Annotated in this window: 15 protein-coding genes and 1 tRNA gene; 1 reads left to right on the top strand and 15 read right to left on the bottom strand. The window is 39.0% G+C overall.

What is annotated here, in order from left to right:
• Window positions 1–29: 29 nt before the first annotated feature.
• The 15 genes from AC1DCD_RS02875 to rsfS form a co-directional block, all read right to left on the bottom strand.
• Window positions 30–299: a phosphopantetheine-binding protein gene (locus tag AC1DCD_RS02875; protein ID WP_464640155.1), complete on the bottom strand. Its 270-nt coding sequence runs from the start codon at window positions 297–299 to the stop codon at window positions 30–32.
• 7 nt (window positions 300–306) lie between these two features.
• The gene (locus AC1DCD_RS02880; RefSeq protein ID WP_464640061.1) at window positions 307–1,992 is read right to left on the bottom strand and encodes a beta-ketoacyl synthase N-terminal-like domain-containing protein; all 1,686 of its coding nucleotides are present in this window, start codon (window positions 1,990–1,992) and stop codon (window positions 307–309) included.
• Window positions 1,993–2,012: 20 nt separating this feature from the next.
• A complete protein-coding gene (locus AC1DCD_RS02885) occupies window positions 2,013–2,435 on the bottom strand; it encodes an acyl-CoA thioesterase (protein WP_008446634.1) in 423 nt (140 codons plus the stop codon).
• Window positions 2,432–2,902, bottom strand: coding sequence for a hotdog family protein (locus tag AC1DCD_RS02890; protein WP_464640058.1), 471 nt, complete (start codon window positions 2,900–2,902; stop codon window positions 2,432–2,434). The genes AC1DCD_RS02885 and AC1DCD_RS02890 overlap by 4 nt, the downstream gene beginning before the upstream one ends.
• A 27-nt stretch (window positions 2,903–2,929) precedes the next feature.
• The gene (locus tag AC1DCD_RS02895) at window positions 2,930–3,763 is read right to left on the bottom strand and encodes an LpxL/LpxP family acyltransferase (protein ID WP_464640153.1); all 834 of its coding nucleotides are present in this window, start codon (window positions 3,761–3,763) and stop codon (window positions 2,930–2,932) included.
• Between the two features lie 37 nt (window positions 3,764–3,800).
• Window positions 3,801–4,043, bottom strand: coding sequence for an acyl carrier protein (locus AC1DCD_RS02900; protein ID WP_019035745.1), 243 nt, complete (start codon window positions 4,041–4,043; stop codon window positions 3,801–3,803).
• A 14-nt stretch (window positions 4,044–4,057) separates the two neighbouring features.
• Window positions 4,058–5,155, bottom strand: coding sequence for a FlxJ family methyltransferase (locus AC1DCD_RS02905; RefSeq protein WP_036854226.1), 1,098 nt, complete (start codon window positions 5,153–5,155; stop codon window positions 4,058–4,060).
• 41 nt (window positions 5,156–5,196) lie between these two features.
• The gene (locus tag AC1DCD_RS02910; RefSeq protein ID WP_464640056.1) at window positions 5,197–5,727 is read right to left on the bottom strand and encodes a hypothetical protein; all 531 of its coding nucleotides are present in this window, start codon (window positions 5,725–5,727) and stop codon (window positions 5,197–5,199) included.
• A gap of 32 nt (window positions 5,728–5,759) precedes the next feature.
• Window positions 5,760–6,986, bottom strand: a complete 1,227-nt coding sequence (locus tag AC1DCD_RS02915) for a beta-ketoacyl-[acyl-carrier-protein] synthase family protein (RefSeq protein ID WP_036854230.1) — start codon at window positions 6,984–6,986, stop codon at window positions 5,760–5,762.
• A 54-nt stretch (window positions 6,987–7,040) separates the two neighbouring features.
• Window positions 7,041–7,769: a flexirubin biosynthesis SDR family reductase FlxB gene (gene flxB / locus AC1DCD_RS02920; RefSeq protein ID WP_024992596.1), complete on the bottom strand. Its 729-nt coding sequence runs from the start codon at window positions 7,767–7,769 to the stop codon at window positions 7,041–7,043.
• Window positions 7,770–8,067: 298 nt separating this feature from the next.
• Window positions 8,068–8,742: a hypothetical protein gene (locus tag AC1DCD_RS02925; RefSeq protein WP_464640053.1), complete on the bottom strand. Its 675-nt coding sequence runs from the start codon at window positions 8,740–8,742 to the stop codon at window positions 8,068–8,070.
• A gap of 184 nt (window positions 8,743–8,926) precedes the next feature.
• Window positions 8,927–9,319 (bottom strand): SprT-like domain-containing protein, encoded by a 393-nt coding sequence (locus AC1DCD_RS02930; protein ID WP_008446515.1) that lies wholly within the window; start codon window positions 9,317–9,319, stop codon window positions 8,927–8,929.
• Between the two features lie 64 nt (window positions 9,320–9,383).
• A complete protein-coding gene (locus AC1DCD_RS02935; protein ID WP_464640051.1) occupies window positions 9,384–10,250 on the bottom strand; it encodes a phosphatidate cytidylyltransferase in 867 nt (288 codons plus the stop codon).
• Window positions 10,251–10,255: 5 nt separating this feature from the next.
• Window positions 10,256–12,376 (bottom strand): ATP-dependent zinc metalloprotease FtsH, encoded by a 2,121-nt coding sequence (gene ftsH, locus AC1DCD_RS02940; RefSeq protein ID WP_464640049.1) that lies wholly within the window; start codon window positions 12,374–12,376, stop codon window positions 10,256–10,258.
• A gap of 59 nt (window positions 12,377–12,435) precedes the next feature.
• A complete protein-coding gene (rsfS, locus tag AC1DCD_RS02945) occupies window positions 12,436–12,795 on the bottom strand; it encodes a ribosome silencing factor (RefSeq protein ID WP_464640047.1) in 360 nt (119 codons plus the stop codon).
• Between the two features lie 217 nt (window positions 12,796–13,012).
• Between rsfS and AC1DCD_RS02950 the strand changes: the two genes are divergently transcribed.
• A tRNA-Gln gene (locus AC1DCD_RS02950) sits at window positions 13,013–13,086 on the top strand.
• Window positions 13,087–13,362 lie beyond the last annotated feature (276 nt).

Below are 13,362 nucleotides of genomic sequence, written 5' to 3' on the forward strand. Positions count from 1 at the left end.
TTTATATGATTTTTAGAGAATACCTATATCTATTTTTTTCTATTCTTATCTACATAATCAGCTATTGTTGACACACTCTTAAAGATCTCTTTACCCTTTGCAGGATCAGAAAGCTTTATTCCGTATTTTTTCTCCAATAACACTATAAGTTCCAATGCATCAATAGAGTCTAACCCTAAGCCATCACCAAAGAGAGCATCATTCTCATCAATATCATCAGGGGTCATCTCCTCAAGATTTAATGCTTCTATAATTTCCTGCTTCAATTCTTTTATCAATTCTTCCATTGTTGTTTTTATTTTTTTTTTATTTATTTCTTATTTCTATAAGCTCAAGATCCACCTCAAAATGGGTATCGTCCTCATAATCTATCCAGCCTGTTAACACACTCTTTATATGCTTATCCTGCGCTAAAGTATCTAACACCTCATACATCTGCTCCTCGCTCTTTTGAGGCAAGATATAAAAGGAAGTTTCACCATGATAATGATTTCTAATAGCAATTTCTCCGGTTACTATATTAGGTAATGTGTAAACAAACACCAAAGGACTGGGATAATAGTTCTCTTTACTTTGTATTGATTCTAAATATTTCCTATCCGAAGAAATAGAAGAAGAACGATTAAAAAGTACTACAGCCCTATCATCACAGTCCTTAAACCTTTCTTTCCCTTCAGCCTGCAACAACAATTCAGATGCAACAAAACCTAAACGGCACAGACCGTCCATCTTATAATACCTAATATAGCTACCTATTTTTTGCTTATAAATAGCAGTAAGTAGACTCGCATCACCATTATCATTATCTACTACAACAGCTTTACCATCAACAAAAGCACCCTGAGCAGACAAACTTACTTTATGACGCTTTATAAAACTTACCTCCTGCATATACTCTAAACAGCTCGTAACAGGCTCTTTCTTCTCTACTAAGACTGTGGCATTACAGCCACCAAAGCCTGAAAGCATCTTTACAAAAGCCTTCTTGCTCGTAGCACTATTAGCCTTAACTACATTCACTCTACCTGAAACACCAAGCTCCTCATAACCATACGTACCTATTATGTTATTATCATCTACCGACTGCATACATAAAATAGTTTCTAACACTCCTGCAGCTCCTAAGGTATGACCAAAATATCCTTTCAATGCGTTTATAGGAACTTCTGACAAGTTAGCTCTTTGAATAGCTAACGACTCCATCTGATCATTAAACAACGTTGCTGTCCCATGAGCATTTATAAAGGCTAAGTTAGCTTTATCTACATCATATAACGTTTCTCTTAAAGCCTTATACAAGCCTTCAGCTGTCTTTGAAGGAGCACTAATGTGATAGGCATCATTCCTTACAAAGCCTTTACTTATAGTCCAAACCTTATTAGATGAAAGATGTTGAGGTAGAACCCTTGAAAGAACCAACGTTGCAGCAGCTTCGCCAAGGTTAAGCCCAGATCTGTCCATGTCAAAAGGTTTACAAGGCTTTAAGGATAAGGCCTTCAACGATTGGAATCCGGAGATAATAAAGCCTTTAGGCGTATCACAGCCACATACCACAGCATAGTCATAACTGCCTTGATCTAACAAGCGAGAAGCTAATATCAATGCCGACAAACCTGATACACAAGCATTACAAACCACAAAGGGCTTCATACCAAAAGTTAGCGCAACGTCTTTAGCAACCTCGCTCAAATACCATTTATCATCATCTTCTACACCTAAGCTCTCAATATCTCCTTTGGTAGAACTTAAGATAAATGCCACTTTCTGCTTTTCTATATTTATATTGAGCTTGCTAATGGCTTTCTTTACTGAGCGAAAAACTATCTTTTTAAAATCTGCAAAAAGAAAAGATCCTGTAAAAGATTCAGCAATATCATGATAACCTTTAGCATAAGTGCGAATACCAGACTTACCTGATTTCACTGCTAAATAGTTTTCTTCAGATGTTTCTCCTAATGGAGATATGATATTATCTGATAATATATAAGCCATAATCTTCCTTTCTATACACTTTATTTTTTACCAAAATACTTCTCTTTCCATGCTTTATAAAAAGGAGGATTATCCCAAATAAGCTGATAATTCATATCTACAAAAACCTGCACAGAATGGCCTGTAGCTATCAAAGTATTATCTACGGCATCGTGTATCTCGTAATCGAAAACTATTTTTGCCGACTCTGTAGGACGATATATTATATCTATACGAGGAGTTAAACCATACTTTATAGGCTTCTTATAATGAATGCTTAGCTCTACTAAGGGTGCAAAATAGCCTTCATCGAAGAAATTCATATATTCCAATCCATATTTTTTGCCAAAAGCCTCACGAGCATCTTCAAAGTAAAGAGGGTAAGAACCATGCCATACAATATTCATAGAATCTACTTCACTAAAACGTATCTCAAACCTTTTAGACTCTTTTAGCTCTGTCATTTCTCTGTCTCCATTCCTTTTACGGCTATCTTTATATCCGTCGTTGCGAGTATCTTACCATTACTCTTTATAATAGCACTTGCTAAAGTCATACCAAAAACCTCTTCCTTTATCTCTATCTTTGTAGTAATTACATCGCCTATCTTAGGCAAAGAGATAATATCAAAGTTGCGCACTGCTCCGATAAAGCCTAACTGAACACTTTTCTTTAAAATATATTTATTAACATAACCTATACGAGCAGCACAGCTCTGAGCTATGTTCTCCATCAGACCTGATGCCGAAAAACAACCATTATCCACAAAAATATTCCCAGCCTTAACCTCTGTCTCTGTTATAGTAACGCTCTTATCAAAATGTATAAGGCTACCTATCATCACAAAAGGCTCTTGCTGAGGCAGGAGTTCGTGAACGTCTATCTTGCGAAGATCTTGCTCTAATGGATTATTTACATCAAAATAGATCATAATATATATAAACACTAAAAGTATTTATCATGCCCAAAAGTCGTAAAAATTATACCACTGATGAGGATATTGCTCAAGCCTCTTTTCCAGCTCTTTGGCATAGCTATCAGCCAATTGCTGCATCTGCGTATTACGAGATACTGTTTTGTCATATTTCAAAGATGAAACATAAACTGTATATCCCATAGCCGATGTCTTAAACACGTTAACTGCTATAACTTCCATTCCACGCATTGTTGCTACCGAGAAAGGTCCCATGGGCAGCTTTGCCTTTTTACCTATAAACATTGCTTCCAATACCTTATGCGAACCTATAATACGATCGGCAGGCATACTGACAATCTCATTATTAGAAAGAGCTTCGTTTATCTTAAACAAATGGCTCATATCATGCTCCACAGGTATCATACGGATATTAGTATGGGTAAATATTTCTTTCCTACCATTCATCACCGTAGCTTTCTCGCTACCATAAACTAAAGCATTCATACGCTTCTTATCTGCCACTAAGGTATAACCCGCTATCTCGTAACAACCCACATGAGCACTAAGCATCATGAAGCCTTCGTCCTTATCTGCCAGGCAAGAAAAGTCTTTATAACCTTTCACTGTTACCTTAAAGCGCTTTCCTGCAAACATAGCAAACCTATCTATCACAGTCTGACCAAACAAACAGTGATTAATATACGTAGACCACGCTGCATGAAGCTTACTATATCCCCGTCGCTCACGAAAATAACGATAAGCAGTTACTCTGCTCCTATTAATGATAAGACAAATGGGAATAACAAAAACAGCAGTAAAAGCATATAGCAACCTAACGTCTACATACCTTAAAATGCTTACCAAATGGTTATGCATCCAAGCTGTGCCAAAGGTAGTATTAGCTTTCACCCTTTTACCCTACCTTGCTCTGTATATAATCGCAAAACTGCTTCAAGGTTGTTACGCCCTGCATCTCTTCTGGCTTTATTTTAAAACCAAAATTCTTCTCCACGATAACAACAATATCCACAAAGTCAAGACTATCTATGCCAAGATCGTCCTTAAGACGAGCCTCTGGAGCTATCTTGTCTTCTTCTATCTCCAAATCCTCAACGAGGAAGTTTCTTACCTTTTCTTCAATTTCTTTTCTTTCCATTTACTTCTTTTTTTTTATATTTTCTTTACTTCTAATATAGTGTGTCCTTGCCCAATATTATCATGTGTAGCTACCACTTTCATACCTGCCTTCTCTATCTGCTTAATAAAATCATCGGAGTGATACATCTTGCTATTACCGTTTGCCATAACCGTAAAATAAACGCTGGTCATGGTAAGACACAGCGAGGCAGGTTCATACTTCTGTCTATCCCAGAAAGTCTCCATAATATATAATGTGGTAGCAGACGTCATCACCTTAGCTGCACGCTTTAGAATGCTACATATATCTTCCTCTGAAAAGCAATCGAGAAACTGGCTCATCCATATTGCGTCCCAGCTACCTTGTGGCAGCTCGTTGCACTCTTCAAGGATATTAGTAGGATAACCACTTATCCTTTCTGCACCATTCTTACCTTTTATATTATTCTGCATCATGCCTATCTGCCCAGGAAGATCCACTATGGTAACATTAACGTCCTTATCATGATCTACACAGCGAAGAGCAAACCGCCCTGTGTTACCACCTACGTCCATTACATGCTTAACAGTATTCTTGCCAAAGACTATCTCTAAAGCTGTATCGAAAGAATTATCACTATAAAAATGATCGAACCCAAACCAGCTCCGCTGCACTTGCTCATCTAGCTTAGATAGCCCCTCATATATAGTGTGCCAATCTCCAAGTGTTTTAAGACCTGCAGGCTTACCCTCTTTAAGAGCCTCATCAAGGTAAAACATTCCACGATAGTTTACATCATGATTAAAGTCAATATTAACCCGAGTGGCAGGGTCAGTAAGCAAGAACCAACCAGTCTTAGAAATAGTATAACAATCGGTGGTTTTATCTATCAATACAGTGCCTATGCTAAGCGATGCCTCTAATAATATCTTGAGAACATACTCCGACAAACCTGTCTTTTGCTGCATATCAGCAAGTGTCATACCGCCTACACTATCGCGCAGATGATCCAAAATACCCCACCTTATCATAAGGCGGGATACTTGAAATATAATTGGTGCCCATGCTATATACTCTGCCTGACGCTGAGCCTCACGAGCCGACAAATGCTCCTTTGTATATCTATCACTTTCAGATTTGAAAAGATTCATAATTTTTATATACGTTAAGAATGCTTCTTATATATATCTCTTTACTTTAGTTTTGCTACACGCTCTGCTAAGTTGAAAAAAGTCTTTCCAAAACATTCTCTTGGCACAAAATCCTTCCCATCTTCAGCCTCGTCAATAGTTATCTTTACTAACGATTCCTTTGTCTTAACATCTACTATCTCAAGGCTTCCCCACATCTTAGCCTCATGTTTAGGAACAAAACTCATTACTGAAAAGTAACGATCTATACATGTTACTTTAAGGATAAACTTATATGTAGCCTCTGAAGCATCTTTTGCTAATTTTATTTTTTTAGATTTTTCATTAAAACCTTTTATAAAGCTCTTCTCACAATCAGACAAGACAAAGTCATAATCCGTACCGAGTTTCTCCTTTAAGTCTTTATCTTTATCATATTTTGCTTCACTCCAGTCGAAGACTATTAAAGCCTTTCCTTTCGACCTCATTATTGTAGATAGATTTTTCTTTCCTTCTATTGCCTTTAAAGGATTACTTGCCATTGCTACTATGCTACATAATAGAAGGCACATGGTCATAAAAAAGTTTTTCATTGTTAAAAAAAAAATGTTTTATTATTAAATAGTTATTTTATTTTTTTTATTATTAATGCCGAGTTGGTACCACCAAAACCAAAGCTATTGCTAAGCACCGTATTAACCTCTGTGTCTATAGTCTTTGCTGCTATATTCAGCTTAGAAGAGTACTCGTCAGGATTTTCAAAATTGATATTTGGTGCTACAAAGTTATCTTGCATCATTAATGTGCTATAAACTATCTCTGAAGCACCTGCCATCCAGCATTCATGACCCGTCATACTCTTTGTAGAAGATATTAAAGCGTGCTTACCTTCAAACATTCTATTTAAAGCTATAGCCTCATACATATCGCCCTGATGAGTACTCGTAGCATGAGCGTTGATATAATCTATATCATCTACGCTTAAACCTGCCATAGCTAAAGCTCTGCTCATAGCTATCACACTACCATCATCGGAAGGCTGACTAATACCTCCACCATTACTTGAAAAGCCATAACCCACTACCTCCGCAAGGATATTAGCACCCCTTGCCTTAGCATGATCATAATCCTCTAATACCAAAGAGGCTGCACCACCACTTGGTATTAACCCATCACGATCACGATCGAAAGGTCTGCTCGACTTCGTTGGCTCGTCCATTCTTATAGAAAAAGCTCCAAGAGCATCAAAAGAAGCCATAGAATAATAGTTAGTTTCCTGAGCACCACCACAAAGCACCATGTCCTGCAAGCCTTGCTTTATCATCATAAAGCCCAAACCTATAGAATGGCTACCACTGGCACAAGCAGAGCTAACGGTAAAGTTTACCCCACGCAAATGGAATATAGTACTAAGATTCATGTTCACAGTAGAATTCATCGACTGAAAGATAACACCATACCCTAACATAGCCGAGTCGTGTTTCTCGTCCATTATCTTTGAAGCCTCTATTACTGGCTTTGCAGAAGAGTCGTTACCAAAAATACAACCCACCTCGTTCTTTAACAAGTATTCATCTGATACACCTGCTTGAGAAAAAGCCTGCAGACTAGACATATAAGCATATTTTGCCTCTTCCGACATACCTGCACGAGTATGCCTATCCAGCATTTTCTTTGTTATAACAGGCTCTTCCACTATTCCTGTAAGAGCCGAACGATAACCATACCCTAAACGCTCTTTCTGAAGACCTATGCCCGACTTGCCTGAACGCAACGACAACTTAACAGCTTCAAGGTCTGTACCTAAGCAAGACCAAATGCCCATTCCGGTAATAACTACTCTTCTTTCCATCTATATTCTGTTTCTTACGCCTAACTTTCTTAAATAGCTTTCTTATTTTTCTTCTTATGTATATAAACCTCCATTAATACTAATTACCTCGCCCGTAATATAAGCAGCATCGTCAGATGATAAATATTCTACCAGTGATGCTACCTCCTCAGAAGTACCAAACCTACCCACAGGCACCAGCTTCTTTAGCTCTTCCTTTGGTAAGTCTTGCGTCATGTCAGTGTCTATAAAGCCTGGAGCTACAGCGTTTACCGTAATGTTACGCGGAGCTACCTCTAACGCCAATGCCTTTGTAGCACCTATTAAAGCAGCTTTTGCCGCACTATAATTTACCTGACCTGCCATGCCCTTTAGCCCTGAAAGAGAAGAAACGTTTATTATCCTGCCTCCATGCTTACGCGGCATCATGTGCTTTAGCAAACGCCTCGTAACATAGAAAAAACCATTTAGGGTAATATCAAGCACTTCTCGCCACTCCTCATCGGACATCATAAACATAACATTGTCCTTACGAATGCCGGCATTGTTTACCAACAACGAAATATACTCACCCTGATGATTATCCTCCCAAGAGCTAAGAGCCAAATCTGTCTGTTTACTATCGGAAACATCAAAAGGTAAAAGCTCTGCACTGCCTCCCTTTTCCTCTATTAAAGCCTTTACTTCGTTTGCCTTGTCAGCCCTCGAACAGTAATTGATTATTATTTTATATTTAGAAGATAAGCGCAATGCTATAGCACGACCAATGCCACGTGAAGCCCCTGTTATTAAAGCATATTTCATATTTTTTGTCATATTTTCTAATCTTTTACAAAGCACCACTTAAATGTCATAAGCAGCAAGTAAAGAAAAAAGTATTTTTATATATATTTAATTTATTTGCAAATGTATATAAAAAAACAGAAAAAACAGAAAACATTTTGGCTTTTTTCGATGTAAAAACGACATTCATTACAGCAAGCATCACCTTAACTTACATCACAAAAAAAGAAGTGTATATATTACCATTACCCCCTATATAGCTCCTCTCGCCATGCAAAGACAAAAGTAAATATATACACCCTCTTTATGTTATAACTCTTTAAAACTCAAAGAACACTTTAAAATTTCCTGCTATTTTCTCACCTTTATTTCCTAAAACTATTCCTCCTAATGCTACGTTAACAGCTTGCCCTTTTCTTCCTACACCTATACGAAGACCTAAAGATGCTTCACTGTATGCATCTGTTAATACTCCTGCCAAGCTGTAACCTGCTTTTACTTCTACAAAAGGAGAAACCCTTTTACTTAAGAAGTTATAACGAAAATGTGCATATACAGGAAGAAGATAATCTAAAGCACGCTCATCATAAGCTAATCTTGTTAGGTAAGCAACACCTCCACCTAAGAAAATATGAGAATTAAACTGGTAACCATGACTTGTAAATACTGATGCTGACGACTCGTCGCCCTTCCAATATTGCACACCTAAACCTGCAAACCCTTTATAACCTCTTTTTGCAACACCAGCAGGCTCATCATCATCTTCGTCTTGAGATAAGCCATTTACCTCTTTTGTAATCTTGCTTATATCCTTATAAACAAGCATATTACCCTCTTGTGCTTGCATCTTAACAGGCTCGTTTGATACCATGTCCATACTTGTACCATTTAGAACGCTACCATCTTTAAGGCAAACCTCCTCTTGTGAGCTTCGTGCCATACCCGCTAATGTAAAACCTAACATAAGCGCAGCGAATAAAACCTTTTTTGACATAATGAAAATATTATTTAGTTAAACTTATATATATTTATATCGCTGCAAAGATACACTTTTTTAAAAAAAGAATTTACCCCCCCCATTTTTTAACTTTTCATAACATACGGGTGATAATTACACACACGTCTCTTAAAAGTTTACACCTTACAAGAGGGGTTACCGTTATAAACAAAAAGAAACATCATGGCTCAACCATCTCTTTTAAGTTTCTTTGCTTAACAGAAACAGACACATGCCTACCGTGCCGTGTGTTTACTACACTCATCAAGCTCCGAAATATCTTACCATGAGCAGAAGAATCTCTTATACCTTTATAAGCTATATAATAATGTATCATCTCATGTATTATAACATCGTCTAAAGCATCTTGTAAAAGGTCATAAGCCGTAGAAATGCTTATACGAAAGTCGTAATACTCTATATGTCCAAGCCTTACCTTCCTTTTATATGCCATCTGCCCTAACCTTGTCTTTGCTCGAGAGAGCTTTATGACGGGTATGGGCAGACAATCGTCAAAAATCTGATGATTATACTTTTTAAAACTTTCTTCTATATAAGAAACGCTTGCTATCATTAGTCGGAGAAAAAATAAAAGTCATATAACCCCTAAGAACGATTATATGACTTTTAGCTTATTCTTAAAATTGGCTTAACGTATAAAGGTATACCACCACTGCAGGAATGGCAAGCAAAGAGGAGTCGAAACGATCTAACATACCGCCATGCCCGGGCAAAATCTTACCACTATCTTTTACACCTATTGTTCGCTTAAAGAGGCTTTCCACCAAGTCGCCCCATGTACCAAACACTACTACTACCACACCTAAACCTATCCATACCATGATGTCCATACCCTTAGTTCCTGCGCCATTAGCTCCATAATGACCTATGAGAGCTGCCACGATAATGCTTAGCACACCTCCTCCTATGCTCCCTTCCCAGCTCTTTGCGGGAGAAATGCGTGGGAAAAGCTTATGCCTTCCTAATAACGACCCTGTGCAATATGCCCCTGTGTCGTTTGCCCAAAGCAATATAAAGACGCTTAAAGGTAAAAGCATATTTGCCGATCCTCCCACACTAACATCACCGTTTCCAAAGGCAAGTATGTTTATCAAAGACAGCGGAAAGGCTATATACATCTGTCCCAGCATGGTATAAGCCCACGAGAGGATAGGACTCTCATTTTTAAGATATAGCTCTGCCACAAAAAGATATATAACACAAAGTATATAAGGCACAAAAACTACAAAGCTACTCACCATACCCAGCTCTAAAACAGCAACGGCTAAAAAGAAATAAACACCTGCCACAGTAGATATAAAACGATTTATCCTTACGCCTTTTATCCCGTTTACCAGCCCTGCATATTCCCACATAGTAAGCCCTGTTATAAGGGCAAAGAGCCCTATCATAAAGTCGGCACGGGTAAAGCTACAAAGTATTACCACTACGAATAATATGCCAAAGACGGCTCGAGTAATAAAATTGCGCTGCTTATCTGTCATAGCTCCTATTCTCCTTTCTTATCATTATCTATACCACTACCTTCCTTAGAGCTTTCCTTAGACGATGCTCCTTCTAAAGGTGCTTGCTCTTGCTTAGAGCCTTCACCGTTCTGCTTAGCCCGTAAAGCTGCCTCATGCTCTGCCTGCGCCTGCTTTACGGCTTCTGGCATATCCTCTAACTTAGGCTGAGATGCCTGTTCTGCCTCCATAATCTCTTGCGAACGGCTCACCCAAGGACGTTTGCCAAATATCTCTTCTACGTCTTCTACCATTATCACCTCACGGTCGATGAGCACCTGTGCCAGCTTGTTATGACCCTCTTTATGCTCTGTAAGTATATCTTTAGCACGTTTATACTGCTCGTTTACCATTTTAAGCACTTCCTCGTCTATTACCTTTGCCGTTGTTTCAGAATAAGGTTTTTGGAAGCCGTACTCATCGTTATTATAATAACATATATTAGGTAAACGCTCGCTCATACCTGCATAAGCTATCATTCCGAAAGCACTTTTTGTAGCACGCTCTAAGTCGTTCATAGCACCCGTAGAGATATGACCCGTAAAAAGCTCCTCTGCTGCCCTACCACCAAGCAAAGCACACATCTCGTCTAACATCTGTTCCTTTGTTGTTATAGGACGTTCTTCAGGCAAATACCATGCTGCACCTAAGGCTTGCCCACGAGGCACTATGCTCACCTTAATAAGCGGATTGGCATGCTCACAAAACCAGCTTATAGTAGCATGACCAGCCTCATGAAGAGCTATGGTGCGCTTCTCGTCAGCCGTTATTACCTTTGTCTTCTTCTCTAAGCCTCCCACGATACGGTCTATGGCTTCAAGGAAATGCTGCTTACCTACATGCTTATCGCTATGACGTGCTGCTATAAGCGCAGCCTCGTTACATACATTTGCTATATCTGCACCCGAGAAGCCCGGCGTTTGACGAGATAAAAGGTCTACATCTACAGTAGAATCGTACTTTATCTTGCTCATGTGCACCTTAAAAATGGCTTTACGCTCAGGAAGGTCGGGCAAGTCTACATGTATCTGGCGGTCGAAACGCCCAGCACGCAACAACGCCTTATCGAGCATATCCACACGGTTAGTAGCTGCCATGACGATAACCCCCGAGTTAGTACCAAAGCCGTCCATCTCTGTAAGCAAGGCGTTAAGAGTGTTCTCACGCTCGTCATTACCTCCCATAGAGGGGTTCTTTGAACGGGCTCTACCCACGGCGTCTATCTCGTCTATAAAGATTATACAAGGAGCTTTTTCCTTTGCTTGGTGGAAAACATCACGAACACGGCTCGCACCCACACCTACAAACATCTCCACAAAGTCCGACCCGCTCATAGAAAAGAAAGGCACACCAGCCTCGCCAGCTACTGCCTTTGCCAGCAACGTCTTACCTGTTCCCGGCGGACCTATAAGCAACGCTCCCGCAGGAATCTTACCTCCTAAGTCTGTATATTTACCCGGATTTTTCAAAAACTCCACTATCTCTTCCACTTCCTGCTTGGCTCCTTCCTGCCCGGCTACATCTTTAAAGGTGATGCCCATCTCGTTACCTCGCTCATATAGCTTAGCCTTCGACTTGCCTACACTGAAAACGCCGCCGCCGCCAGCACCGCCGCCCATCTTACGCATTAAGAACCACCAAACACCAAAGATTAATATCCACGGTATTAAGCTACCAAAAATATCAAAAAAGCCATTACTCGACTCGTTGTCATAGCTAAAACTGCTTATCTTATGCTGTGCTATGGCTTGAGTAAGGAATGTCTCTAAATTGTCTACCGACCCGAATTGCACCGTAACGTATGGCGCATTACCTGTTTGCTTAGGACCTTGCTGAAAGATATCGCGTATGTGATTAGGTGCCACATACATCTTTAGCTCGTTTTTGGTCTTGTTTACTACAACACGCGTAGCATACCCCTTTTGCACATATTGCTTAAAGGCTGTATAGTCTTTTTCAGCACTTATACTGGAAGAAAACAGTCCGTTTCCACCTCCTGAAAATGCTACTAATGCTAAAACGAGAATTACAAGCACATAGATCCACGTCATGTTAAACCGTGGCATCTTGGGCTTATTTGGCTTGTTGTTGGGTTTTTTATTTATCATTTCTTTTTATTGGTTTCAAAATAGGTTATAAACACTTATCCTAACGGCTTACCTTTAGCTTAATCGACATCTTGCACACAAGTTATCTTAGCGTCAGCCCAAAGATGTTCCAAGTCGTAAAAAGCACGAGTTTCTGGTAGAAAGATATGCACTAAGACATCTACAAAGTCTATAGCCACCCACTGATTATTCCCCAGACCTACACAGCTTACAGGCTTCTCGCCGGTAGTTTCTCTAACATAGTCGCCCACCGAGCCTGCTATAGCTTCCACCTGAGTGGGAGAACTACCCTGACAGATTACAAAATTACGACATATTGCGCCGTCTATATCTGATAGGTCTGCAACAACTATGCCACAACCTTTCTTGTCTTGAATACCTTTTATTATTAAGCTTACTAATCGTTTTGTTTCTTCCATCTATATATGTATATATAATATAATAAGTTACAAAGTTACAGTAATTAGCATGAAGTGCAAAATAAATTTATTTTATTTTACTTTTATAAAAGGTCTTATCACGTTTATAAAGGGCAAAACACTTTTTTTCCTATATTTTTTTCTTAAAATTTTGCGTTTTACGAAAAAAGATATAACTTTGCAACTGCAATCTTAGCACAGATGCTTATCCAAACCTTGGGATATGGTGTAATGGTAACACTACAGATTCTGGTCCTGTCATTCCTGGTTCGAATCCGGGTATCCCAACCATAAAAGTAATTAATAGTCCTATCTATTAATTACTTTTTTCTTATTCACCCAAACTTCTCTCTTCTACTCTTAGCTCACACATAGGCATATATAATAAGAAAGAAAGCCACATATAAAAGGGCTGAAACCTAAAGAATGGTCTCAGCCCTCACCTTATTATGGTTAAAAGCTATAATCGTCTTAACTGAGAGCTATATACGGGTCAGTCCTAAAACCCAGTTGCAAGCCCTCTCCTCTCAGGCACATAATTTCATAAGTCTATATAAAAAGAAAGGA

This window comes from Prevotella sp. C0209C1, from assembly GCF_056583855.1.